Origin of the sequence: Marinobacter sp. (genome assembly GCF_033722195.1) — a bacterium.
GTDB lineage: Bacteria > Pseudomonadota > Gammaproteobacteria > Pseudomonadales > Oleiphilaceae > Marinobacter.
In genome coordinates, this window is sequence record NZ_JAWVZL010000002.1 from 1 (window position 1) to 25,571 (window position 25,571).

Annotated in this window: 21 protein-coding genes; 13 read left to right on the top strand and 8 right to left on the bottom strand. The window is 63.4% G+C overall.

Translation table 11 applies throughout. From position 1 onward, the window contains the following. From metH to R3280_RS00540, 4 genes are all read left to right on the top strand, one after another. Positions 1–2,723 (top strand): methionine synthase (gene metH / locus R3280_RS00525; RefSeq protein ID WP_318996614.1); only part of this gene is annotated, 2,723 nt, incomplete at its 5' end. A gap of 39 nt (positions 2,724–2,762) precedes the next feature. Beyond that, positions 2,763–3,035 carry a DUF2970 domain-containing protein gene (locus R3280_RS00530; RefSeq protein WP_318996615.1) on the top strand — a complete coding sequence of 91 codons (273 nt, stop codon included), beginning with the start codon at positions 2,763–2,765 and terminating at the stop codon, positions 3,033–3,035. A gap of 373 nt (positions 3,036–3,408) precedes the next feature. Continuing rightward, positions 3,409–5,061 (top strand): nitrite/sulfite reductase, encoded by a 1,653-nt coding sequence (locus R3280_RS00535; protein ID WP_318996616.1) that lies wholly within the window; start codon positions 3,409–3,411, stop codon positions 5,059–5,061. After that, positions 5,054–5,557, top strand: coding sequence for a DUF934 domain-containing protein (locus tag R3280_RS00540; RefSeq protein ID WP_318996617.1), 504 nt, complete (start codon positions 5,054–5,056; stop codon positions 5,555–5,557). The genes R3280_RS00535 and R3280_RS00540 overlap by 8 nt, the downstream gene beginning before the upstream one ends. A gap of 80 nt (positions 5,558–5,637) precedes the next feature. Here R3280_RS00540 and R3280_RS00545 read toward each other — a convergent pair whose 3' ends face one another. Together R3280_RS00545 and sohB are read right to left on the bottom strand one after the other, a co-directional pair. Continuing rightward, positions 5,638–6,636: a YhdH/YhfP family quinone oxidoreductase gene (locus tag R3280_RS00545; protein WP_318996618.1), complete on the bottom strand. Its 999-nt coding sequence runs from the start codon at positions 6,634–6,636 to the stop codon at positions 5,638–5,640. 58 nt (positions 6,637–6,694) lie between these two features. Then, entirely contained in the window at positions 6,695–7,765 is a 1,071-nt protein-coding gene (sohB, locus tag R3280_RS00550; RefSeq protein ID WP_318996619.1) for a protease SohB, read from the bottom strand. A gap of 299 nt (positions 7,766–8,064) precedes the next feature. On the opposite strand from sohB, the gene R3280_RS00555 reads away from it, so the two are divergent. Beyond that, positions 8,065–8,379 carry an SCP2 sterol-binding domain-containing protein gene (locus R3280_RS00555; RefSeq protein WP_318996620.1) on the top strand — a complete coding sequence of 105 codons (315 nt, stop codon included), beginning with the start codon at positions 8,065–8,067 and terminating at the stop codon, positions 8,377–8,379. Positions 8,380–8,448: 69 nt separating this feature from the next. Here the strand turns inward: R3280_RS00555 and R3280_RS00560 are convergent, their stop codons facing one another. The 4 genes from R3280_RS00560 to R3280_RS00575 all read right to left on the bottom strand — a co-directional run bounded on the left by R3280_RS00560 (position 8,449) and on the right by R3280_RS00575 (position 12,464). Then, positions 8,449–10,158: a chemotaxis protein gene (locus tag R3280_RS00560; RefSeq protein WP_318996621.1), complete on the bottom strand. Its 1,710-nt coding sequence runs from the start codon at positions 10,156–10,158 to the stop codon at positions 8,449–8,451. A gap of 286 nt (positions 10,159–10,444) precedes the next feature. After that, complete coding sequence (gene dnaQ, locus R3280_RS00565) at positions 10,445–11,194, bottom strand: DNA polymerase III subunit epsilon (RefSeq protein WP_318996622.1); 750 nt, start codon at positions 11,192–11,194, stop codon at positions 10,445–10,447. Between the two features lie 32 nt (positions 11,195–11,226). Continuing rightward, positions 11,227–11,673, bottom strand: a complete 447-nt coding sequence (gene rnhA / locus R3280_RS00570; RefSeq protein ID WP_318996623.1) for a ribonuclease HI — start codon at positions 11,671–11,673, stop codon at positions 11,227–11,229. Next, complete coding sequence (locus R3280_RS00575) at positions 11,670–12,464, bottom strand: class I SAM-dependent methyltransferase (RefSeq protein ID WP_318996624.1); 795 nt, start codon at positions 12,462–12,464, stop codon at positions 11,670–11,672. The genes rnhA and R3280_RS00575 overlap by 4 nt, the downstream gene beginning before the upstream one ends. 143 nt (positions 12,465–12,607) lie before the next feature. Here R3280_RS00575 and gloB point away from each other — a divergent pair, with 143 nt between their 5' ends. From gloB to R3280_RS00610, 7 genes are all read left to right on the top strand, one after another. Then, a complete protein-coding gene (gloB, locus tag R3280_RS00580; protein WP_318996625.1) occupies positions 12,608–13,402 on the top strand; it encodes a hydroxyacylglutathione hydrolase in 795 nt (264 codons plus the stop codon). Between the two features lie 193 nt (positions 13,403–13,595). Continuing rightward, entirely contained in the window at positions 13,596–15,338 is a 1,743-nt protein-coding gene (locus tag R3280_RS00585) for a LysM peptidoglycan-binding domain-containing protein (protein WP_318996626.1), read from the top strand. A gap of 69 nt (positions 15,339–15,407) precedes the next feature. Further along, a complete protein-coding gene (locus R3280_RS00590) occupies positions 15,408–17,234 on the top strand; it encodes an extracellular solute-binding protein (protein WP_413468722.1) in 1,827 nt (608 codons plus the stop codon). 50 nt (positions 17,235–17,284) lie between these two features. Further along, the gene (locus R3280_RS00595; RefSeq protein ID WP_318996627.1) at positions 17,285–18,361 is read left to right on the top strand and encodes a microcin C ABC transporter permease YejB; all 1,077 of its coding nucleotides are present in this window, start codon (positions 17,285–17,287) and stop codon (positions 18,359–18,361) included. Positions 18,362–18,368: 7 nt separating this feature from the next. Next, on the top strand, positions 18,369–19,391 hold the full coding sequence (locus tag R3280_RS00600) for an ABC transporter permease (protein WP_318996691.1): 1,023 nt from the start codon (positions 18,369–18,371) through the stop codon (positions 19,389–19,391). A 1-nt stretch (position 19,392) separates the two neighbouring features. After that, entirely contained in the window at positions 19,393–21,003 is a 1,611-nt protein-coding gene (locus R3280_RS00605; RefSeq protein WP_318996628.1) for an ABC transporter ATP-binding protein, read from the top strand. A gap of 90 nt (positions 21,004–21,093) precedes the next feature. Then, positions 21,094–21,879 carry an enoyl-ACP reductase gene (locus R3280_RS00610; protein ID WP_318996629.1) on the top strand — a complete coding sequence of 262 codons (786 nt, stop codon included), beginning with the start codon at positions 21,094–21,096 and terminating at the stop codon, positions 21,877–21,879. A 53-nt stretch (positions 21,880–21,932) separates the two neighbouring features. Here the strand turns inward: R3280_RS00610 and R3280_RS00615 are convergent, their stop codons facing one another. Both R3280_RS00615 and R3280_RS00620 read right to left on the bottom strand, forming a co-directional pair. Then, positions 21,933–22,337 carry a PilZ domain-containing protein gene (locus R3280_RS00615; protein WP_318996630.1) on the bottom strand — a complete coding sequence of 135 codons (405 nt, stop codon included), beginning with the start codon at positions 22,335–22,337 and terminating at the stop codon, positions 21,933–21,935. Positions 22,338–22,370: 33 nt separating this feature from the next. Beyond that, positions 22,371–24,224 carry a DUF1631 family protein gene (locus R3280_RS00620; protein ID WP_318996631.1) on the bottom strand — a complete coding sequence of 618 codons (1,854 nt, stop codon included), beginning with the start codon at positions 24,222–24,224 and terminating at the stop codon, positions 22,371–22,373. A gap of 245 nt (positions 24,225–24,469) precedes the next feature. On the opposite strand from R3280_RS00620, the gene R3280_RS00625 reads away from it, so the two are divergent. Continuing rightward, the gene (locus R3280_RS00625; protein ID WP_318996632.1) at positions 24,470–25,543 is read left to right on the top strand and encodes a 3-deoxy-7-phosphoheptulonate synthase; all 1,074 of its coding nucleotides are present in this window, start codon (positions 24,470–24,472) and stop codon (positions 25,541–25,543) included. Positions 25,544–25,571: the final 28 nt, after the last annotated feature.

Genomic DNA, 25,571 nt, shown 5'->3' on the forward strand with positions numbered 1-25,571 from the left:
AGGCGGTTGCCAAATACCCGCCCCGGAAGATTCCCAAGCCCAAGGCCGCACTGCGCCTGTCCGGCCTGGAGCCCTTCACCGGTGATGAGAACACGCTGTTCATTAACGTGGGTGAACGCACCAACGTCACCGGCTCCAAGCGTTTCCTGCGTCTGATCAAGGAAGAGCAGTACGAGGAAGCCCTGAGCGTGGCCCGGGACCAGGTCGAGAACGGCGCCCAGATCATCGACATCAACATGGACGAGGGCATGCTGGATTCGAAGGAGGTCATGGTGACCTTCCTCAACCTGGTGGCCTCCGAGCCGGATATCTCCCGGGTTCCCCTGATGATCGATTCTTCCAAATGGGAGGTGATCGAGGCCGGTCTGCGCTGCATCCAGGGCAAGGCGGTGGTCAACTCCATCAGCCTCAAGGAGGGCGAGGAGGAATTCCTCAAGCGTGCCCGGGACTGCATGCGCTACGGCGCGGCCGTGGTGGTCATGGCGTTCGACGAACAGGGCCAGGCCGACACCTACGACCGCAAGATCGAAATCTGCAAGCGTTCCTACGACCTGCTGGTGGGCATCGGCTTCAATCCGGCGGACATCATCTTCGACCCCAATATCTTTGCCATTGCCACCGGCATCGAGGAACACAACAACTACGCGGTGGATTTCATCAACGCCAGCCGCTGGATCCGGGACAACCTGCCCCACGCCTCCATCTCCGGCGGCGTCAGCAACGTGTCCTTCTCGTTCCGGGGCAACGACGTGGTGCGGGAAGCCATCCACTCGGTGTTCCTCTACTACGCCATCAAGGCCGGCATGAACATGGGCATCGTCAACCCCGGCCAGCTGGTGATCTACGACGAGATCGAGCCGGAGCTCAAGGAAGCGGTGGAGGACGTGGTCCTCAACCGCCGGGACGACGCCACCGACCGCCTGCTGGAGCTGGCGGAGCGCTACAAGGGCAAGGGCGGCAAGACCCGCGAGGAAGACCTGGCCTGGCGGGAATGGCCGGTGGAGAAGCGCCTGGAGCACTCTCTGGTCAAAGGCATTACCACCTATATCATTGAGGACACCGAAGCCTGCCGGCAGCGGGCCGAACGGCCCATCGAGGTGATCGAAGGCCCGCTCATGGACGGCATGAACGTGGTGGGCGACCTGTTCGGCGACGGTAAGATGTTCCTGCCCCAGGTGGTCAAGAGCGCCCGGGTCATGAAACAGGCGGTGGCCCACCTGATACCCTACATCGAGGCGGAGAAGACCGGTGAGCAGCAGGCCAAGGGCAAGATCCTGATGGCCACGGTGAAAGGTGATGTCCACGATATCGGCAAGAACATCGTCGGCGTGGTGCTGCAGTGCAACAACTACGAGGTCATCGACCTGGGGGTGATGGTGCCCTGCGACAAGATCCTGGAGGCGGCCCGCAAGCACAAGGTGGACATCATCGGCCTCAGTGGCCTGATCACCCCGTCCCTGGACGAAATGGTACACGTCGCCCGGGAGATGCAGCGGCTGGATTTCCACATTCCGCTGATGATTGGCGGCGCCACCACCTCCAAGGCCCATACCGCGGTCAAGATCGAGCCCATGTACAAGAACGACATGGCGCTGTACGTGTCCGACGCCTCACGCTGTGTCAACGTCGCCAGCCAGTTGCTGAGCAAGACCGCGAAACCGGCCCTGGTGGAAGCGGCCCGTGCCGAATACGACGAGATCCGTGAGCGCCGCAAGAACCGCGGCGAGCGCACCAAGCTGGTGTCCCTGGGCGAGGCCCGCGAGCGGGCGCCCGATGTTGATTTCAAGGACTTCAACCCGGTCCGCCCCAGCTTTACCGGCCTGAAGCGGTTCGACGACTACGACCTCAACCTGCTGCTGGACTATATCGACTGGAGTCCCTTCTTCATTTCCTGGGACATGTCCGGCAAGTATCCCGCCATCTTCGACGATCCCAAGCGCGGCGATGCCGCCCGCACCCTGTTCAACGATGCCCAGGTGATCCTGAAGCGCATCATCGACGAGAAGCGCCTGACCGCCCGGGGCGTGGTGGGCTTCTGGCCCGCCAACCGTCGCGGTGACGATGTGGTGGTCTGGACCGACGAGCCCCGCAGTGCCGAGCTTACCGTGCTGCACCATCTCAGACAGCAGGATGAAAAGGCGCCCGGCAAGCCGATGATGGCGCTGTCGGACTTCCTGCTGCCGGAGACCGCGGACCGTTGTGACTACATCGGTGGCTTTGCCGTCACCACCGGCATCGGCGCCGACGAGTTCGCGAGGGAGTTCAAGGACGCCAACGACGACTACAACGCCATCATGGTGCAGGCCCTGGCGGACCGTCTGGCGGAGGCCTTCGCCGAGCACCTGCACGAGCGGGTGCGCAAGGAGCTCTGGGGCTACGATCCGGAGGAGGCCCTGCCTAACGAGGACCTCATCAAGGAGCGCTACAAGGGTATCCGGCCGGCGCCGGGCTACCCGGCCTGCCCCGATCATACCGAGAAAGCCACCCTGTTCGACCTGCTGCAGGCCCCTGACAACGCCGGCCTGGAGCTGACCGAGCATTTCGCCATGTACCCGGCGGCGGCGGTGTCAGGCTGGTATTTCGCCCATCCGCAGTCGAAGTATTTCGCCGTCGGCAAGATTGGCAAAGACCAGGTCCAGGATTACGCTGGGCGCAAGGGCCAGTCGGTGGCAGAAGCTGAACGCTGGCTTGCCCCCAGCCTGGCCTACGACCCGGCCGAGTAAGGCCCGGTCGCCACAGATCAAGACAGAGGAAGACGCGCCTTGGCGGAGAACAGACAGTCCAACGATACCCCGGCGCATCAGCAGCGCCAGGAAAAATCCGACGGCAGCGCCCGGCAACGGCGCAGGCCCGGACTTCTGAAAATCATGCAGAGCATTCTTGCCGGCGCGCTGGGGGTGCAGTCGAGCCACCGGCATCGGGAGGATTTCGAGAGCGGCAGTCCCTGGCCCTATATCATCGGCGGCATTCTGTTCACCGCCGGTTTTGTGGTGACCCTGATACTGATCGTAAACTGGGTACTGGCCGGCCAGTAGCGCCGGCCTAACCAGGACCTTACTGACCGGCGACCCAGATCACGCCGGCAAGCACGACCAGCCCGACCAGCGCAATGGCGGCCAACGCATCAACCTGGCTGTCGCTGAGATTACTCTTGCTCATGGGGATTCCTCGGTTTTTGTTTTAAAATCAGTTTTGAAGCAGCTACTAGACTAGGCAGGTTGCCGCCAAACTTCTAGCCGCTTTTAAGCACTAAATGTAATTACGATATTTAGAAAGAATCATTTTACGCATAAGGGCAAACTGGTATCGTTGCCACCATCGCGCCGGACGTGCAACCCTTGCGCGCACTGGCCCAGCGAACTTACCGGTGACAGCGACCCAACGACCTTCTGATCAGGAATTCGCACTATGTACGTTTACGACGAACACGATCGGCAAATCCTTGCTGAACGCGTCGCCCAGTTCCGCCACCAGACCGATCGCGCCCTGGCGGGCGACCTGGCGGAAGACGAATTTCTGCCGCTGCGACTGCAGAACGGGCTCTACGTCCAGCGCCTGGCGCCGATGCTGCGCATCTGTGTGCCCTACGGCATGTTGCGCTCCGAGCAGTTGCGTCGTCTGGCCCGCATCACCCGGGACTACGACAAGGGCTACGCCCATTTCACCACCCGTCAGAATGTCCAGCTGAACTGGCCGGCGATCGAGGATGTGCCGGACATCCTCGCGGAACTGGCGGAAGTGGAGATGCACGCCAACCAGACCAGCGGTAACTGCATCCGCAACACCACCACCGACCAGTTTGCCGGCGCCCAGGCCGATGAAATCGTCGACCCGCGGCCCTATTGCGAAATCATCCGCCAGTGGTCTACCTACCACCCGGAATTCGCCTTCCTGCCCCGCAAGTTCAAGGTGGCGGTGAACGCCTCCGAACATACCGACAGGGCCGCCACCCAGGTTCACGATATCGGCCTGGAGATGGTGCGCAACGACGCCGGCGAGCTGGGCTTCCGCGTGCACGTCGGCGGTGGCCTGGGCCGGACTCCGATGGTGGGTCCGGTCATCCGGGAGTTCCTGCCGGAGCTGGACCTGCTCACCTACCTGGAGGCCATCCTGCGGGTCTATAACCGCTATGGCCGCCGGGACAACAAGTACAAGGCGCGCATCAAGATCCTGGTGAAGGCATTGACCCCGGAAGGCTTTGCCGAAAAAGTGGAAGCCGAGTGGGCTCATCTCAAAGACTCCCCCACCCGTCTGACCCGGGAGGCCATCGAGAACATCCAGCGCTATTTCACCGAGCCGCCCTACGAAGCGCTCGAAGACAACCCGCCGGCGCTGGTGCAGGCCCGCAGCGACAGCAAGGCCTTCGACAACTGGGTCAAGCGCAATGTGGATGAGCACAAGAAGCCCGGCTACGCCATCGTCACCCTGACGGTAAAGAAGACCGGCGTGCCGCCGGGCGATGTGTCCGACCGTCATCTGGAGCAGATCGCGGATCTGGCGGACAAGTACAGCTTTGGCGAGGCCCGGGTCACCCACCAGCAGAACGTGGTGCTGGCGGATGTACGCCAGGACGCCCTGTTCGAGCTTTGGCAGGCCCTCAAGCCGCTGGGCTTTGCCACCGCCAACCTGAACACCCTGACCGATGTGATCTGCTGCCCCGGCGGCGACTACTGCGCCCTGGCCAACGCCAAGTCCATCCCGGTGGCGGAATCCATCCAGCGCAGGTTCGACAACCTGGATTACGTCTACGACCTGGGGGACATCGACCTCAACATCTCCGGTTGCATGAACGCCTGTGGTCACCACCACGTGGGTCACATCGGCGTGCTGGGCGTGGACAAGAAGGGCGAGGAATTCTACCAGATCAGCCTGGGCGGCTCGTCACAGCGGGACGCATCCATCGGCAAGATCCTGGGGCCGTCCTTTGCCCGTGAAGACATGCCGGACGTGATCGCCAAGATCCTGGATGTCTACGTGGAGAACCGCACGGAGGAAGAGCCTTTCCTCGATACCTATCGCCGCATCGGAATTGATCCGTTCAAGGAGCGTGTCTATGCCTGACATCATTACCCGTGACGGCGACATCAAGCCGGACCAGTGGACCCTGATCTCCCGGCCTGAGGAAGGTGAAGGCCTGCAGTTACCGGAAGGTCCGGCCCTGATTCCGGCCGATCTCTGGCTGGCCGGCTACGAGCACTACAAGGGCCGCCAGGATATCGGCGTGTGGCTGGAAAGCCATGACGAGCCCGGCATGCTGGCGGAGCACGTCAACGAGCTGCCCATCATCGCGGTCAATTTCCCCAAGTTCACCGACGGCCGCGGTTACAGCACCGCCCGTCTGCTGCGGGAGCGCTACGGCTACCGCAACGAACTGCGGGCCGTGGGTGACGTGCTGCTGGACCAGCTCCAGTTCATGAAGCGCTGCGGCTTTGACAGCTACGCCCTGCGCCCGGACAAGGACATCAAGCTGGCGGCTCACTGCCTGAACTTCTTCAGCCAGGCCTACCAGGCCGCCACCGACACCGACCAGCCCCTGTTCCGGCGCCGCGCCTCCTGAGCCAGCGCTGACCAAGGCAAAAAAAACGGCGGCACCCGCTCTCACCGGGAGCCGCCGATTTTTTGTGGCCGGAAAACACCCTAGCGGCTGTGATCCAGCACGATCTTGCCGTGGGAGTCGCCCGCCAGAAACGCCTTGAGGGCGTCGTCCAGCCCGGAGCGCCCGATATCCCTCGCACTGGCCTCGGTCTTGGCACAGCGCCAGGGGCCGCTGAGCTTGTCCCAGATCGCCTGTTTCTCGGCGGCCGGGATCTCCACCGAATCCACACCCAGCAGGTTGACCCCCCGCAGGATGAACGGCAGCACCGTGGTCTGGACTTCGGTGCCGGCCACCAGCCCACAGCAGGCTACCGAACCGCCAGGCTGGATGCGCTTGAGCAGCTCCGCCAGGGCGCCGCCGCCGACGGTGTCCACGGCACCTGCGAATTCCGGCCGAACCAGGGGCTTCTTTTCGTGGTCCAGCTCGTTGCGCCCCCGAATCTCGCTGGCACCCAGCTTCTTGAGCTCGCCGTGCTGTTTGTCCTTGCCGCTGATAGCCACCACCTCGTAGCCCAGCTTGGCCAGCAGCTCCACCGCCACGGTGCCGACGGCGCCACTGGCCCCGGTGACCACCACCTTGCCCTGCTCCGGCTTGAGGCCCATGCGCAGCAGTTTGTCCACGCAGAGACCGGCGGTCAGACCTGCGGTGCCGTAGATCATGGCGGTATGGGCGCTCCAGGCCGAGGGCATGGGCACGCACCAGCCGGACGGCACGCGGATATACTCGCCGAAACCACCGGGGGTATTCATGCCCAGATCGTAACCAGTCACCAAGACTTTCTGCCCCAGGGTGGGGTTGCCCGATTTGCTTGCCACCACCTCACCGGCGGCATCGATGCCCGGGGTATGGGGGAAGCTGCGTGTTACACCCTTATTGCCGGCGGCGGACAGGGCGTCCTTGTAGTTCAGCGAGGAATGGCTGACACGGATCAGAACGTCGTTGTCCGGCAGGTCGTCGGTACTGAGGGTTTCTTCCGCGCCGACGTACTTGCCGTCTTTCTCGTGCACCCGCCAGGCCTGATACTCGGTTGTTTCTGTCATGGTGATCATCCTTCGGTCAGTGAAAGGGACGGGGGCCGGGCTTCCGGTCGCCGCCAGGCTACTGCATGCGCTGGTTCCGGAACATACTCAGCAACCGCAACGCGGTATGCTCAAGGGCACCGCTGGCCGCCAGGCCCAGCTTTTCCGGCAGTGACCGTTTGCGCTCATAGGAAATGGCCACCACGTCCGCCCGCTCACAGGCATCAATCAGGTACTCATCGGAGGTCTTGATCTCGTCGATCAGCTTCACCTCCAGGGCCCGCCGGCCAAACCAGATATCCCCGTTGGCCACGGCGGTCATATCAAGACCGGGGCGGCGCTCGGAGACGTAGTCCTTGAACAGACCGTGGGTGTCCTCCAGGTCCTCAAGGAACTTCTTGCGGCCCTTTTCGGTGTTCTCCCCGAATACTGTCAGGGTACGTTTGTGCTCCCCCGCTGTCAGCACTTCGAAGTCAATCTCGTTCTTCTTCAGCAGGCGATGGAAATTGGGCAGCTGTGCCACCACACCGATGGAACCCAGGATGGCAAAGGGTGAGGCCACGATCCTGTCGGCCACACAGGCCATCATGTAGCCGCCGCTGGCGGCCACCTTGTCGACGCAGACCGTCAGCGCAAGGTCCTTGCTGCGGATACGATCCAGTTGGGCCGCGGCCAGGCCGTAGGAGTGCACCAGCCCACCGCCGCTCTCCAGCCGGATCACCACTTCGTCACGCTGGCTGTCGGCAACCCCGAGCACCGCGGTGATGCACTTGCGCAGGGAGTCGGTGGCGCTGGCCTTGATGTCGCCATCGAAATCCAGCACGAATACCCGGGGCCGGTGGCTGGGCTCGGGGTCCTCGGCGTGGAGCTTGGCTTTTTTCTTCTCCTCTTTTTGCTCGGCCTTATGTTCTTTCTTCCTGGCCTTCTCCCAGGCCTTGCGGGCCTCTGCTCCCAGAATGCGGGCGCGCACCGTCTCCTGCAGCTTGCGGTAGCCGTCATTGAGGCGGCGCACCCTGAGCTCGCCGTCGCCCTCGTCACCGCCCTTGTGCTTGTGGGCGGCCGCCATGAGGGCGCTGACCACAACGAGTATCGCCACCACCAGTGTCACGGCCTTGGCAACGAACAATCCGAATTCGGTTAAAAATTCCAATGCCAGTCTCCAGTTGGAAAATCTATGGGAGGCCTGATTGTAACCGAGGCAGTGGCCGGCACAAGCGCTGTCGGCCACGGTGCCGGCAAACCGGGCCGGATCGGCGGATGACGGACTTGTGGGGAAGCGTCTCTAACGGGCGATAAAGCGGATTGGGACAGAATTAAAACAAGCGTTCGATCGAGCTTGACACTGCCTTGCCCTGCCCCTAAAGTCGAATGGCTTAGCCGGCGCCCAGCGCCCGGCAGACCGGTACACGGCCAACCAAGCCCAAGACACACATTAAAAAGGTACACATAATGTCTGTAGCTCAGGTATTTGAAAAGCTGGAAAAGAACTTCAACGCGGACGCGGCGAAAGGCCTGGACCTGGTGTTCCAGTTCAACATCGAAGACGACCAGAACTACCACCTGATCATCAACGACGGCAGCTGCAAGCTGGTTGAGGGCGACCACGACGATCCCTCCGTTACCCTGATCATGAATTCCGAAACCCTGGAAGGCATCGTGTCCGGCGAGACCGACGGCATGCAGGCATTCATGGCCGGTCAGCTGCGCGCTGAAGGCGACATGATGCTGGCCACCAAGCTGGGCGAGCTGTTCACCCTGGACTGATTTCCCGGGCCGAATAAAAAAGCCTCTGACCCGAAAGGCCAGAGGCTTTTTTGTATCCGGGTGAAAATGTCAGAGGCCGACGTCGTCCAGCGACGACTCCGCCAGCTTCAGCAGATCCAGGTTACGCTCGTCACGGGTACCGATGCTCTCGATGTAGTATTCCAGTGAGGTCAGCGCATCCGCCAGCGCCTCCAGCACCGCCATGGCCGGTGGTTCCTTCTGATCCAGCAGCTTGTCCTGGATGGACGCCCCGACCCGGGCCAGTACATCGGCGGCCGGCTGGTCATCCATCAGGATAAAGCCGCCCCAGATGCTGTGTAGGGTGGCCGGCAGGTTGGCCAGGTGAAGCTTGTCGTAGTCGGATTCCATGAACGCGGTGATGGCCCGCTTGGCCAGGGTAAGCGCGGCGCGGGCCTCGTCCGCCACAACGATCAGGGCCTCCCGCAGGTAGAGTGAGGCTTCCGACTGCTTGCCCTTGGCCTGGGCCAGAGCGTCGGTCTCCGAGGTAATGCCCCGGCTGACGATCTGCATGGCGGCATCCTCGATGCTGAGTACCGCGTCCGCCAGCTCGAACAGCTCGGCATCGTTGGGCAGTCGCTTCTCCGCCTCCCAGCCCCGCAGTTTGGCGCCCTCTCCCCGGGCCAGGCCCGCCAGCTGGACCAGGTCCAGCATCAGCAGGGTGTTGGCCAGGCGCTCCAGGGATTCGGCAATATTGGCCAGCTCGCTGATGTCCGGCTCGATACCGCGCTCGATGATGTCCAGTTTGTCCTTGAGCTGGTTGAGCTCATCCTGCAGCGCGTCCGACAGTGACTTCAGCACGTCCGCACCCGGGCCGTAGAGCCGCTTGCGATGCACCTCCAGCATGGATTCGGGGAATTCCGCCGGCGCCAGCTGATACGCGCTGAGGATGTTCAGCACCTCCGGGTTGGCAGAGCCGCTGCGGTAGAGAATGTAGATGAGGTCCTTGAAGATGGAGTCCGGCGCATCCTTGCTGGTGGCCACCTTGCCCACGTAGACGATTTCCCGGGTGTACTTCTCGATCCGCATCAGCATCCGCTTGCGGGCCTTGCCGAACACCATGGAGCGGTCCAGCAGGGTTTCCGCGGTTATGGCCAGCAGGCACCACATCTGTCCCATCGGGGCGCCGTCGCAGAGCCGGGCAAAGCCGCGTGCGGCGCGGGCCAGCAGCTTCTTGTTGACGAGGTCGTTGCGTTCCCGCAGCACCCCCAACAGCGCCACCTGGTACATCAGCCGCATGCGCCGGGCGTAAACTTCGTAGTCGGCCTCGTTGCCCTCCACCGCCGGCAAAGTAAGCAGCGCGCAGGCATCTGGCCGACGCTTGCTGTCGATGTCGAAGAACACCGACTCGGGATAGGGCTTTTCCTTCCGGGCCTCCCTCAGGTCATTGATGATGGGCAGCAACAATTCGGGATGGTCGGCGCGCTGCTGGTGGTAGTACTCCACATAGCGCCGGAGGATGAACAGGGCACCGTTCAGGGTGGTGAGCAGGATGTTCTTATCGTCGTTGGCGCCGACCGGCACATCGTTGGCCATGGTCACGGCTTCCTGGCAAAGCAGGGTGCCGCCCCGCAGTTCCACCAGGATAAAGATACCCCGCAGCTGGTTCAGGAAATCGACGCAGTTCTGGAGGTCCTCCCCGCTTTCGCGGTTCTCCTGGAAACGCTCAAGGCTGGCTTCGGCATGGCGGATGGTCTGCTCGATCTCGGCCTTGACCAGGTCAAACGACTGTGACTTCGTCGCGATAGACGATTGAACCATAGAATGACGCTTCCCGTTGACTGTGCGGAGAGTACCGCTTCCCTTTGCTCGCTTACAGGTGACGACTCTGCCCGCGTTTCACCGGCACCACCTGGGGCAATCCACCGCTCGGGTTGCCAATGGCTCGGGACCCCTGCCGGGCCGGCGGGGCGCACCCGGCGAGCCCCGCCCTGTCCTGAAAATTGGCGAACTAACCATTACTTATAACACAAAACTCAAGTTGCTCAAGAAACCGCAACTGTAACGAAACGTACAGCGGGAACTGCTTCTCAGCGGCGGGAAAGGGTCAGCCTTCGGTGCGTTGCGCGTGGGCCCCGGAGCCGTCGGCATGACCATCGAGAGAACGCCACAGCGCCTGGCCGCCGGCAGCCGCTACCACCTCTAGCAAGGCCTGATGGGCCTGGACTTCCTGGTCCGTCGCGCGCACCACACGAAGCGGGCGCCGGTCTGCCGGCAGGCGGCGGATACTGGCGACACCGTCCTCGCCATCGCCACTGCCGGCGTCCAACGACAGCGCGGTCTGGCCGCCAGTCATCAGCAGGTACACGTCCGCGAGGATCTCGGCGTCCAGCAAGGCTCCGTGGAGCTCACGGTTGCTGTTATCCACACCGTAGCGCTTGCACAGGGCGTCCAGGTTGTTCTTCTGGCCAGGGTGCTTCTTGCGGGCAATGGCCAGGGTATCGACAATACCGCAGTGTTCGGCGGTGACCCGCACCGGCTTGAGGCGGGCGAACTCGGCGTCCATGAAGCCCACATCAAAGGCAGCGTTGTGGATGACGAGCTCCGCGCCCTTGATGAATTCGAAGAACTCATCCGCCACGTCCCGGAACAGGGGCTTGTCCTTCAGGAACTCATTGGTGATGCCGTGCACCGAAATGGCTTCCGCCTCCACTTCCCGCTCGGGGTTGATGTAGACATGGTAGTGGCGCCCGGTGAGCTGGCGCTCCATGACCTCGACGCAGCCGATTTCGATAATCCGATGCCCCTGGGAGGGGTCTATGCCGGTGGTTTCGGTGTCCAGTATGATCTGTCGCATTGTTCGGTTCCTGCTCTTTCGTGGGGCCGCGCTCAGTGTGCGCCCGCCAGTTCTTCCACGCCCTGGTTGGCCAGCTGGTCCGCCAGCTCGTTGTCGGGCACGCCACTGTGGCCCCGCACCCAGTGCCAGCGGATCTCGTGGCGCTGCACCTGCTCGTCCAGGGCCCGCCAGAGGTCGTCGTTCTTGACCGGCTTACGGGCGGAGGTCTTCCAGCCGTTTTTCTTCCAGTTCGACATCCACTCGGTTATGCCTTTGCGGACATACTGGGAATCGGTGTAGAGATCCACCACGCAGCGGCGCTTGAGGGCCCTGAGACCCTCGATGGCAGCCACCAGTTCCATCCGGTTATTGGTGGTGTTGCGCTCGCCGCCGTGCAGTTTTTTCAGGGCATCGCCATAGCGCAGCACGACACCCCATCCGCCAGGGCCAGGATTGCCCTTGCAGGCGCCATCGGTGTAGAGCACGACATTTCCGGTCATCTTGTTTCCTGTTCTGGAGTCCGGGGGCACCCCTGCTGATAGCCCCGGGATGCGCCAATGGGGCCGGCGGGCAAGGCCACCACATTGGGGCGCCGCCAGCCCCGCTGCTTGCGGATGGGGGCGCAGACGCGTTTGCTGGCAAGGATACAGTAATAGGCGCCAATTGGCAGAAACCGGGTGCCTGCCAATCGCTGCCCCAGCCCCAGCCTGAGGTCCGCCGCCCGTTGCAGCGGCGGCCGCAAAAAGTGACTGCGGGAGGACTCCACCTGAAAATCCAGCAGACTGAGCCAGTCCTCCATCCGCGAGCGCATCATGAAGCGGCCGCCCCATGGACCACTGCGATGACGGAAAAGGAACTTGCGCAGGCCCCAGAGACTGATGGGATTGAATCCGAGGATCAGCAGCTGGCCGCCACCCCGCAGGACCCGGGACGCCTCCCGCACCACCTGATGGGGAAAGGCCGAGAAATCCGTGCTGTGGTGCATGATCACCAGGTCCATGGACTCGCTTGGGAACGGCAGCTCGTCGGCGTCGCACACCACGACGCCATCGGGCAGATCGCTCTGCCAGTGCGGTGTACTGGTGATGCGCTGGCTGAAGTCGCTGCCACTGGCCAGCGGCAGCCGGTGACTGACCCCCACATGCAGTTGCCGGGCACCGGTAAGGGGCGCCACCAAATGGTCGACACAGCAGCGCTGGTCCGCCAGCAGGGCGCGACCCAGTGGCGTCTGGAACCAGTGTTCGAAGTCCGCGTGGCGCTGCGGGTAATCCACACTTCCGGGACGGCTCATCACCATTTCCTGACCGGGCACTCCCATGGGTAAAGCCGGAAGCCGTGACAGCCCCGGCACCGTTTACCCCCGCCCATTGGGCGGTCGGGCTTTAATCCACTATGATAACAGGCACATTCGTTCCGGCACACGCGGGGTTTTCCATGCGCACCATTACGCCGATTCCGGCCTTCACCGACAACTACATCTGGTGTCTTGCCGATCCGGACACCGGCAAGGCGCTGATCGTGGACCCGGGCCAGGCCCAGCCTGTGGCAGACCACCTGGAGCGCGAAGGCCTCACCCTGGATACCATCCTGATCACCCACCATCACCCGGATCATACCGGCGGCGTCGCAAGCCTGCGGAAAAGCCACCAGCCCGAACGGGTGGTGGGGCCCGCGGATTCTCCCTTTACCGATGTCACCAGCCAGGTGCACCCCGGCGACACGGTGGTGTGGCAGGATATGGAGTTTTCGGTGATGGCGGTGCCGGGTCACACCCTGGATCATATTGCCTTCTACAGCGACAGCCAGGTCGACGACGCGGAAGTGCTGTTCTGCGGGGACACCCTTTTTGTCTGTGGCTGCGGCCGACTGTTCGAGGGGAGTGCATCCCAGATGCGCGAATCCCTGGCCAGTCTGCGCTCGCTGCCGGAAACCACCGCGGTCTACTGTGCCCACGAGTACACCCTGGCCAACCTGAAGTTTGCCCGCCACTGGCTACCGGACGATGACGGCCTTGCCCGCTTCGAGAGCCGCTGCCGGGAGCTTCGCGACCAGGACAGGCCCACCGTGCCCTCCAGCATCGGCCAGGAGAAGTCCCTCAATCCGTTCCTGCGCTGGGACGATCCGGCGGTCGTGGAGCAGGCCCGTATTTATGCCCGCCGGCATAACCTGGATGCCAGCGATGATAACGGCGTGTTTGCCGCGGTCCGACATGGCAAGGACCATTTCTAGGCTCCCTCGGACAGGGCACTGGCGATGATACAGAAGGTGTCGGTGCCGTAACCTCAAGTATCTTGACCCTCTGAAATCGCTTCACCTAGAATCCTGAGGTGTTCCGAGCCGCTTGCAGCGTGTCGCGACACGTTCCAATACCACCGGGGTCTGGGAGTCAATCGGACGTCCGCCCCCTCACCCGGATCTCGTTATGACGGTACGAAGTATCACCGCCCTCTCCTTCGCTGCGCTTCTCAGTGGCTGTTCCTCCCTCGGCATGTTCGATTCCGCCGACGACACCGCCAAAGCCGCCACTGAAAAGCCCACCGAAGAAGAGCTGCTTGCCTCCGAACGGGTCACCGTGGCTGCCGGAGACGACCGTCTCAAGCGAGCGGTTGCGGCAGACGAAGCCGACGGCGCCGCTGACGCCCAGCTGGATACCGCCATCGACCCCACCCTGAAGTTCCAGGCCCGCAAGGCCAGGGAGCGCCTGAACGCCAGTGGTACCGACCAGGACCCGGCCGTGGGAACCGAACCGGAACTCTGGGACCGCCTGCGGGGGCTCTACGCCATGGACCGCAGCGTCGATAACCGCCGGGTCCAGCAGCAGCTGAGCTGGTACAGCCGTCACCCCAAGTACATCAACCGCGTGGTGGAACGGGGCAGCCGCTACCTGTACCACATCGTCAATGAAGTGGAGCGCCGTGGCCTGCCCGGAGAACTGGCCCTGCTGCCCATCGTGGAAAGCGCCTTCGATCCTTTTGCCTATTCCCATGGCCGGGCCGCCGGCATGTGGCAGTTCATTCCGTCCACCGGCAAGTATTTTGGCCTCAGCCAGAGCTGGTGGCATGACGAGCGCCGCGACATCCTGGCCTCCACCGATGCTGCCCTGGATTACCTGGAGCGCCTGAGTGACCGTTTTGACGGCGACTTCACTCTGGCCCTGGCCGCCTACAACAGCGGTGGCGGCACGGTTTCCAAGGCCATCCGGCGTAACGCCAACCGTGGCGAGCCGACCGATTACTGGGCGCTGGACCTGCCCCGGGAAACCCGGGCCTATGTTCCCAAGCTGATTGCCCTGGCGAAGATTTTCGAGAACCCCGAGGCCTACGGCATCACCCTGCCGGAGTTCCCGGATCAGCCCTATTTCGAGGTGGTGGACATCGGCTCACAGATTGATCTGGCCCAGGCGGCTGATCTGGCCGGCGTGGACATCGACGAGATCTACCTGCTGAACCCCTCTTTTAACCGCTGGGCCACCTCACCGGCGGGGCCGCACCGGTTGCTGGTGCCGGTGGCCAATGCCGAGCAGTTCCGGCAGGGCCTGGCCGCCATTGATCCGGATTCCCGGGTGGCCTGGCAGAACTACAAAGTGGTCGCAGGCGACAGCCTCATCCGCATCGCCCGCAAGTTCAATACCACGCCCTCGGTGCTGCAGGAGGTCAACAACATCCGCGGCAACCTGATCCGGGTGGGCGATCAACTGCTGATACCCACCGCCCGCAACGGCAATACCGAGTATGCCCTCAGCGCCTCCCAGCGGCTGGCCCGTAAACAGGCCAGCGGCGGCCGTGGCAGCGACGGCAGCCGGGTGGAACATACCGTTCGCGCCGGCGATACCTTCTGGGACATTGCCCGGGAGCATAAGGTCAGCGTCAGGGAGCTGGCATCCTGGAACGGCATGGCGCCGGGGGACCCGCTGATTCCCGGCAAGGAGCTGGTGGTCTGGTCGAAGGCGCCCACCTACGCCAAGGCTGCCACCAGCCTCCGGGACAAAAAGATGGTGCGAAAATTGGGCTATCGCGTGCGCCGGGGCGACTCCCTGGCGGCCATCGCCAACCGTTTTTCCGTCGCGGTAAGCGACATCGCAAGCTGGAACGACCTCAACACCGCCCGTTATCTGCAGCCAGGACAAAGTCTGGTACTCTACGTGGATATTCGCACCAGCCCCTGAGGGACCCGGCGTCACGGGGCGGTGAGTTTTGGGAGCGGCTGAAACAATAATCAGAGACAAGCGAGACCCATGACTTCAATGCCCGATTTCCGAACCCTTACCTCTGCCGTGGCCGGCGCCATTCTGTCTGTTTCGCTGGTCTCGGCACCCGCCGTGATGGCCCAGGACGAAACGGAACCCCGACACGGCATCGCCATGTACGGTGACCCGGCCTATCCCGCAGATTTCGAGCACTTCGCCTACGTCAATCCCGAGGCCCCAAAGGGTGGCACCCTGCGTCTGGCGGTGGTGGCCAATGGTTTTGACTCCTTCAACCCGTTCGTGATCCGGGGCGTCGCGGCCGCGGATGTCAGCACCTACGTGTACGACACCCTGATGGTGTCCTCCGACGACGAGCCCTTCAGCGCCTATGGTCTGATCGCCGAGTCCATTGAAACACCGGAAGACCGCAGCTACGTGATCTTCAAGCTGCGGGACGAGGCCCGGTTCCAGGACGGCAAGCCCATCACCGCCGAGGATGTGGCCTTCAGCTTCAAGATCCTCACCACCGAGGGCCACCCGCTGTTCCGCAACTATTACGCCGAGGTATCCAAGGTTACGGTGATCGACCCGCAACGGGTGCGGTTCGACTTCGGCGAGACCGACAACCGGGAACTGCCGCTGATCCTGGGCCAGCTTCCGATCCTGCCAAAACATTACTGGCAGGACCGGGAATTCACCGAAAGCGGTCTGACCCCGCCGGTGGGGAGTGGCCCCTACCGTATTGGTGATTTCGAGGCCGGCCGTTCGGTGACCTACCAGCGGGTTGAGGACTACTGGGCGCGGGACCTGGCGGTCAACAAAGGCCGTTACAACTTTGACGCCATTCGCTACGAGTACTACACCGATGACACCGTGGCGCTGGAGGCGTTCAAGGCCGGCAACTACGATTTCCGCCTGGAATCTTCCGCCAAGAACTGGGCCACCGCTTATACCGGCGAGCAGTTCCATGACGGCCGCGCCACGACCGAGGAACTGGAGCACGACCGGCCGGTAGGTATGCAGGCATTCGTTTTCAACACACGCCGGTCACAATTCAAGGACCCCCTGGTACGGCGCGCCATCGCCTATGCGTTTGATTTCGACTGGGCCAATCGCAATCTCTTCTACGGCCAGTACCGGCGCACCGACAGCTATTTCGAGAACAGTGAACTGGCCTCAAGCGGCCTGCCGGAAGGCGGTGAACTGCGGGTGCTGGAGGCCTTCCGCGACCGGTTACCCGCAGAGGTATTCACTGAACCCTACACCGTGCCCTCCACCACCGGCGACACCAGCCTGCGGGACAACCTGCGCACCGGCCTTGGGCTGCTGCGCCAGGCAGGCTACGCCATCAAGGATGGCATCATGGTCAACACCGCCACCGGCGAGCCGCTGACCTTCGAGATCCTGCTGGCGCAGAAGAATTTCGAGCGCATCGTGCTGCCCTTTGCCGCCAACCTGGAGAAGCTGGGCATCAAGGTGAACGTGCGGCTGATCGACACCAACCAGTACATCCAGCGGGTACGGAGTTTCGACTTCGACATGATCACCCAGGTGATCCCCCAGTCCGACTCCCCCGGCAACGAGCAGCGGGACTACTGGCACTCCGACAACGTCAACGTCAATGGCTCCCGCAACTACATGGGCGTCAACGACCCGGTGGTGGACGAGCTCATCAGCCTGCTGATCCAGGCCACCAGCCGGCAGGAGCTGGTGCACCGGGTACGGGCCCTGGACCGGGTCCTGCTCCATGGCCACTACGTGGTGCCCCAATGGTTCCTCAACGTGGATCGCATCGCCTACTGGAACAAGCTGGCAAGACCCGAGGTGGTGCCCAAGAACGGTACCGACCTGAGCAACTGGTGGGCCCGGCCCTGACGCCTTCCCGCAGCTTTTCCGTATCGCAAGCCAGGGAGACCGTCTGATCCATGGGTGGCTACATCCTTCGACGCCTGCTGCTGATCATTCCCACCTTGATCGGTATCATGCTGCTCAACTTCGTCATTGTGCAGGCGGCGCCCGGCGGCCCCATCGAGCAGCTGATCGCCGAAATGGAAGGTCATGGCGGCGGCGCCCTGAGCCGTGCCACCGGCGGTGGTGGCGGTGACGAGGTCGCCACCGGCGAGAGTCGCGGCGAGCGCGGCATACCGCCGGAGCTGCTGAAGGAACTGGAAGTGATGTACGGTTTCGACAAGCCGGCCCACGAACGCTTCCTGAAGATGCTGGGGGACTACGCCACCTTCGATTTCGGAGAGTCCTTCTACCGCGACCGCACCGTGGTGGAGCTGATCCTGGACAAGATGCCGGTGTCCATTTCCCTGGGGCTCTGGTCCACCCTGATCATCTACCTGATCTCCATACCCCTGGGCATCCGCAAGGCCGTGACCGACGGCAGCCGTTTCGACGTCTGGACCAGTTCGCTGATCGTGGTGGGCTACGCCATACCCGGCTTCCTGTTTGCCATCCTGCTGATCGTGCTGTTCGCCGGCGGCAGTTACTTCGACATTTTCCCGCTCCGGGGGCTGACCTCGCCGGGCTGGGAGGACATGCCCTGGTACCAGCAGATCGCCGACTACTTCTGGCATCTGGCGCTACCGGTTACCGCGAATGTGATCGGCGGCTTCGCCACCCTCACCCTGCTCACCAAGAACTCCTTCCTCGACGAGATCGGCAAGCAGTACGTGGTTACTGCCCGCGCCAAGGGCCTTGAGGAGCGCCAGGTGCTCTATGGCCACGTCTTCCGCAACGCCATGCTGATTGTTATCGCCAGCCTGCCGGGCGTTCTGGTGGCGCTGTTCTTCACCGGTTCATTGCTGATCGAGGTGATCTTCTCCCTGGATGGCCTCGGCCTGCTGGGCTTCGAGGCGGCGCTGAACCGGGATTACCCCGTGATCTTCGGCACCCTCTATATTTTCACCCTGATGGGCCTGGTGCTGAAGCTGATCAGCGACATCACCTACGTGCTGGTGGATCCCCGTATCGACTTCGAGAGCCGGGAGAGCTGATATGCGCATGCCGGCACTCTCCCCCATCCAGCAGCGTCGCCTGGCCAATTTCCGCGCCAACCGCCGGGGATACTGGTCGCTCTGGCTGTTCCTGGCGCTGTTTGGCCTGTCGCTGATCGCCGAACTGCTGGCCAACGACAAACCCCTGGTGGTGCAGTATCAGGATCAGCTCTATTTCCCGGTGGTCCAGAGCATCCCGGAGGAAACCTTCGGCGGCTTCCTGCCCACCGAGGCAGACTACCGTGACCCCTTTATCCGGGAGGAGATCGAGGCCAACGGCTGGATCTTGTGGCCGCCGATCCCGTTCAGCTACGACACCATCAATTACGATCTCGACAAGCCGTCACCGGCGCCGCCCTCCACCGTCAACTGGCTGGGCACCGACGACCAGGGCCGCGACGTGCTGGCACGAGTGATCTACGGCTTCCGGATCTCGGTGCTGTTCGGTCTTACCCTGACCATCCTCAGCTGCCTGGTGGGGGTGATCGTCGGCGCCATCCAGGGTTTCTACGGCGGCAAGGTGGACCTGTTCGGCCAGCGCTTCATCGAGATCTGGTCCGGGCTGCCGGCGCTTTACCTGCTGATCATCCTGTCCAGCATCGTGCAACCCACCTTCTGGCTGCTGCTGGGCATCATGCTGCTGTTCAGCTGGATGGGCCTGGTGGACGTGGTGCGGGCGGAATTCCTGCGGGCCCGCAACTTCGAATACGTCAAGGCCGCCCGCGCGCTGGGGCTCGGCAACCGCAAGATCATGTTCCGCCACATCCTGCCCAACGCCATGGTGGCCACCCTGACCTTTGTGCCCTTTATCCTGACCGGCGCCATCACCGGCCTCACCTCACTGGACTTCCTGGGCTTCGGCCTGCCCTCCGGCTCGCCCTCCCTGGGCGAGCTGATCGCCCAGGGCAAGACCAACCTGCACGCGCCCTGGCTGGGCATCTCTGCTTTCGTCAGCCTGGCGGTGATGCTGACACTGCTGGTGTTCGTGGGCGAAGCGGTCCGTGATGCCTTCGACCCGAGGAAGGCCTGACATGAGCAAGCTGCTGAGCATCGACAACCTCACCATCGCCTTCGGCGCCAACGAGCCGGTGGTGCGGGATGTGTCCCTGAGCCTCGACAAGGGCGAGACCCTGGCCCTGGTGGGGGAAAGCGGCTCCGGCAAGTCGGTCACGGCGCTGTCGGTGCTGCGGCTGCTGAATGAACGACTGGTGTCCTACCCCAGCGGCAGTATCCGTTATCAGGGCGAAGATCTGCTGACAGTCCCGGACAAGCGCCTGCGGCAGATCCGGGGCCGCAGCATCGGCATGATCTTCCAGGAGCCCATGACCTCGCTGAATCCGCTTCACACCGTGGAAAAGCAGATCAGCGAAACCCTCGCCCTGCACCGTGGCATGCGCGGTCCGCAGGCCCGCCGGCGGTGCCTGGAGCTACTGGAGCTTGTGGGCATTGGCGCGCCGGAACAACGTCTGAACAGCTATCCGCACCAGTTGTCAGGTGGCCAGAAACAGCGGGTCATGATTGCCATGGCGCTGGCCAACGAGCCCGACATCCTGATTGCCGACGAGCCCACCACCGCGCTGGATGTCACCGTCCAGAAACAGGTGCTGGAGCTGCTGGGCTCTCTGCAGCGCAAGCTGGGCATGGCCATCATCCTGATTACCCACGATCTGACCATTGTCCGGCGCTATGCGGATCGGGTCGCGGTGATGGAACGGGGCGTGATCGTGGAACAGGCCGACACCGCCAGCCTGTTCAGTCAGCCCCGCCACGCGTACACCCGCAAGCTGCTTGACGCGGAGCCGCCCGCCCAGCCGCCGGCGCCGGCCGGCACGCCCGAGGCGCTGCTGGCAGTTGCCGACCTGAACGTCCGGTTTGTCCTCAAGAAATCCGTGCTGGGCCGAACCCGGCGGGCATTCCACGCGGTTCGCGATGTGGCCTTCCAGGTCGGACGGGGCGAAACCCTGGGCATCGTGGGGGAGAGCGGCAGCGGCAAGACCACCATTGGCCATGCGCTGCTCAAGCTCACCGCCAGCGAGGGCCGCATCGATTTCCAGGGCGCCCAGCTGGCAGGCCTGAACCAGCGCCAGTTCCGGCCTTTCCGGCGCCGCATCCAGATCGTTTTCCAGGACCCTTTCGGCAGTCTCAGTCCCCGCATGTCCGTCGCCGAAATCATCCGGGAAGGCCTGGAGATCCATGAGCCCGGCAGCCCCGAGAGCCACGACGCCAAGGTCATCCAGGCCCTGAAGGACGTCCAGCTCGACCCGGACACCCGGCACCGCTACCCCCACGAGTTTTCCGGCGGCCAGCGCCAGCGCATCGCCATTGCCCGCGCCCTGGTGCTGCAGCCGGAGCTGATCCTGCTGGACGAGCCCACCTCGGCGCTGGACCGCACGGTACAGAAACAGGTCATCGAGCTGCTGGCCCAGCTCCAGCAGCGATATCAGCTAAGCTATATCTTCATCAGCCACGACCTGGCGGTGGTTCGCGCGCTCAGTCACAAGCTGTTGGTGCTCAAGGACGGCCAGGTGGTGGAGTATGGCGACGCCCGGGAGGTGTTTGAGCGGCCCCGGGCCGACTACACCCGAACGCTGCTCAGTGCCGCCCTGTATTACCAGGACGAACAAGGGGCACCGGGGGCCTGAGCGGGCCCGGGCTACGACCAATTGAGCGTTACCCGGGCCGGACCGGTTCGGGGATAATGGCGCCAAATCCAGCACAAGGGAGAACGAGACATGGGATTACTCAGCGGTAAACGCGCACTGATTGTTGGCGTTGCCAGCAAGCTCTCCATCGCCGCCGGCATCGCCGAGGCTTTCCACCAGGAGGGCGCGGAGCTGGCCTTCACCTACCAGAACGAGAAGCTGAAAGGCCGTGTGGAAGGCTTTGCCAAGGACTGGGGCAGCGAACTCACCTTCCCCTGTGACGTGGCCAGCGACGAAGAAATTGAAAATGTCTTTACCGAACTAAGCAAGCACTGGGACGGCATCGACATCATCGTGCACGCCGTGGGTTTTGCCCCCGGTCACGAACTCAACGGCAACTACGTGGACGTCACCACCCGTGAGGGCTTCAAGATTGCCCACGACATCAGTTCCTACAGTTTCGTGGCGCTGGCCAAGGCCGCCAAGCCCATGCTGCGGGAAAACGGTGCGCTGCTGACCCTGAGCTACCTGGGTGCCGAGAAGGTGCTGCCCAACTACAACGTCATGGGCCTGGCCAAGGCCTCCCTGGAGGCGAATGTGCGCTACATGGCGGTCAGCCTGGGTGGCATGGGCGTGCGGGTCAACGGCATTTCGGCGGGTCCGATCCGCACCCTGGCGGCCTCCGGTATCAAGAGCTTCCGCAAGATGCTGGCGGGGAACGAGAAACGCGCACCGCTGGGCCGCAACATCACCATCGAGGACGTGGGCAAGAGTGCCACCTTCCTGTGTTCGGATATGGCCAGCGGCGTGACCGGCGAGATTCTCTACGTGGACGGCGGCTTCAACATCACCGCCATGGCGGCCCTGGAAGAGTAGGACATCCGCCAACGTCAGTGATTCAAGGGCCCCGCATGACGGGGCCTTTTCGTTCAGTCCTGGACCATGGCGCGGGCCATGGCGTCCACCCAGTCGATGTAGCTGCTGTCGTCGGAGGGGATCACCTTCAGGCCCGAGGCCCAGCGCCCTTCCCTTGGCTCACACCAGATCACATCCACCATCAGCTCGTGGCTGCCGCCGGCGCCGGCCAGGGTAATGGTAACCGGTAGCAGGGCGCCCACGGGCAAGACTTGGTCGGTGAATACCCGGGCGCCACTCACCGACAGGTCGTGGGTGTGGCATACCAGACGGGCGCCGGGTGCCGGCGGCTCGCCCGGCTCCGGGGACTCCAACTCGAGAAGAAGCGTGGCCCGTCCGGTCAGCCGGAATTCCGTGCGCTGGTCATGATCAACGCCCAAAGGATCCTCGGCACCAAAACTGTAATCCTGCTGACTCATAGATGCGTCCCGTTGTTCACCTGTTATTGTTATTCATTGATTCTTGCCCACCCGGAGGCGCCCCACCACCCGGGTCAGGGTGTCATCGAATTCGGCGGACTGGTTCAACACCCGGATCTCACCCGCCAGCACCCGGTCCACCAGCTCGGACACCTGGAACTCCACCCGGTTGAGGCCCAGGCGGTCGACGAAGACCAGCTTGCGGGTCGCGTTCAGACGCACCGCCAGCTTCAGTCGCTGCGCCGCCCGGACGTCGCTGGTGCTGTCGGTGACGTCCTCCCGCACAATCCAGCCGCCCAGTTTGATGGCGTTCACCAGGGCCTCGGCCTCGGCCCGCCGCGCGGCCTCGAGTCGGCGCTGGGCGTCGGCCTCGTCCTGCTGGCGCCGGGCCTCGGCTTCGGCCTGCTGGCGCGCCTGCTCCGCCTTCCTGACGGCCTCTTCCTGCTGGCGCTGCAGCTCGGCCTGCTCCTTTGCCCGGCGCAGCTCTTCGGCCCTGGCTCTGGCCACGGCAGCGGCCTTTTCACGCTGCTGGCGCTGACTGGTGAGCACCCGCGACAGCGCCGACACGGTTTCACCCAGCACACCGCCAAAACTGTTGAGCTCCGGCAGGCGGCGGTAGGCGCCGCTGTCCAGGCCGGCAGTCAGGTCCGACCAGGGCGTGACCGCCAGTTTGACGCCAAAGCCGTTGGTCCAGAGCACTTCGCCGGTCTCGGCCAGTAGGCCCAGGAAAAAGCGCCGCTGCTCACCGGCACCCTCGCCTTCCACAAACCAGTGGCCGGTGAGCCCGGCCAGGCGATCACTGTCCACTTCCGGCTGACCGAGCCACTGGCTGTCGTAGGAGAATGGCCGGGACGGAGAAATGGCCGCCACCAGGCTAGGCGCCTCGCCCCGAAGGCGTGCCATCAACTCCGCCGTGACAGAGTCCAGAGCCGATTCCGGCAATGGTTTCTGGTGGATGCGGGTCCAGACGTCATTGAGCTTGTCGCCAAGCTGCTCACCGACATGATAGAGGCGATCCCGATCCCTGTCGGACAGGGCCGGGTCACCCACCCACACCAGCCACTCCAGCAGCTTGCCCGCATGGCGCCAGTCGTCGCTGTCGGTGCCGCTGTTCCAGGCCGCCTGGCGCAATAGGGGCATCCAGGTATCCAGGATGAAGATAAGGATGGCTTCCGGTAACTGGCGACCCTTGAGCGCCCTGCCCACCAACGCCCGGGCCGTGTGTTCGGCCTTGCGCTGGCGGGCGGCGCCACGCTCGGTTTCCAGCAGCCGCTGGTGCAGCTTGTCGGAACGCTGGCGGCGCTGCTCCGCCTCCCGGTGCCAGTCTGCCGCGAAGCGTTCAAACGGCTCCAGACTGTTCCCCGCAAAACTCTCACTGACGGCGCGGCCCATGGTGTCGAGCTGATCCAGCAGGGCCCGCGCCGAGCGGCCGCCGGAATCGCTCCAGCCGCGCCAGTCCCCAAGGCTGTCCAGCCAGGCCCGGATGCTGTCCTCGAAGGACTCGGAGCCACTCGCCGCCATGCGCCAGGCCAGCAGGAAGCGCAGCCGCGCCACCCGCTGCACCAGCACTGGATGCAGGCCGGAGGTGCGCAGGAACACGTCCATGATGCGGTCCGCCAGGTAAGCGGCATTGACCTGGCTCACCGTCCAGGTCAGCGACACCGAGCGCAACAAGTGGGTTACAGGCTCGTCCCGCTGCTCGTTCCAGCAGGCTTCCAGAAGAGGCCGCCAGTCGGGTACCTCCGCCGTCTCCACCTTGCCGATGGGGTATGGCAGATCGGGCACCCGCAGGCCCTGGATGATCTCGGCAATCTGCGGACTGACACCGCTGACCGGTTCGTCGGTGGCGAAACGCTTCAGGTTTTGGGACGGCGATGGGGAGGCCATTCGGTGGTAAGAATCCTGATTGGTTGTGACGGTGGATCCGGGGCAGCGAAGTCACCGCTTCGGGCATTGCAGCATGCCCTGTAAGCCGCGTCCACACTGGCTACGTATCAGTTTGTGGTTTCGTTGCAAAGGCTCAGTAAATGACGCAGTATAACGGCCTCTGCAACCCGCATTCCTTAGCCCGTCGGGCCCGCCTGGCACCTGCCTCGCAGCCCCGGGAGCCAAGAGTCGAGGATCACAAGAACATGTCCGGCACCAAACTCGAGAACATCAATGTGGCCAGCCAGGAGCCGCTCATCACACCGGAAGCGCTCAAGGGCGAAATGCCGCTGTCCGACAAGGCCGCCCAGACGGTCAGCCGTGGCCGCCAGGAAATCTACGACATCATGGACGGCAAGGACCACCGCCTGTTCGTGGTGGTGGGCCCCTGCTCCATTCACGACGTCAAGGCGGCCCACGAATACGCGGGCAAGCTCAAGGCCCTGGCGGACGAGCTCAGCGACACCCTGTGTATCGTGATGCGGGTGTATTTCGAGAAGCCCCGGACCACCATCGGCTGGAAAGGCCTGATCAATGACCCTCACCTGAACGACTCCTTCGACATCGAACAGGGACTGCACATTGGCCGCCGGCTGTTGCTGGATATCGCTGAACTGGGGCTGCCCACCGCCACCGAGGCGCTGGACCCCATCTCCCCCCAGTATCTGCAAGACACCATTTCCTGGTCCGCCATCGGCGCCCGTACCACCGAGTCCCAGACTCACCGGGAAATGAGCAGCGGCCTGTCCATGGCCATCGGTTTCAAGAACGGCACCGACGGCAGTCTGGATGTGGCCATCAACGCCATGAAATCCGTCTCCCATCCCCACAGCTTCCTGGGTATCGACCAGAAGGGCCAAGTGTCCATCGTGCGCACCAAGGGCAACGCCTATGGCCATGTGGTGCTGCGCGGGGGCGGCGGCAAGCCCAACTACGACTCCGTCAACGTGGCCCTGTGCGAGCAGGCACTGACCAAGGCCAAGTTGCGGCCCTGCATCATGGTGGACTGCAGCCACGCCAATTCCAGCAAGGACCCGGGCATCCAGCCGCTGGTGATCCAGGACATTGCCCATCAGATCCTCGAGGGTAATCGTTCGATCCAGGGCCTGATGGTGGAAAGCCACCTGAACTGGGGCAACCAGCCACTGACCGAAAACCTGGACGACCTGAAGTACGGCGTGTCCATCACCGACGCCTGCATTGACTGGCCCACCACCGAGAAAGCCCTGCGGGAACTGCGGGACAAACTCAAGGACGTGCTGCCCAAGCGCGTGCAGTAAACGCGCCGGCCTGAAATGCAAAACGCCC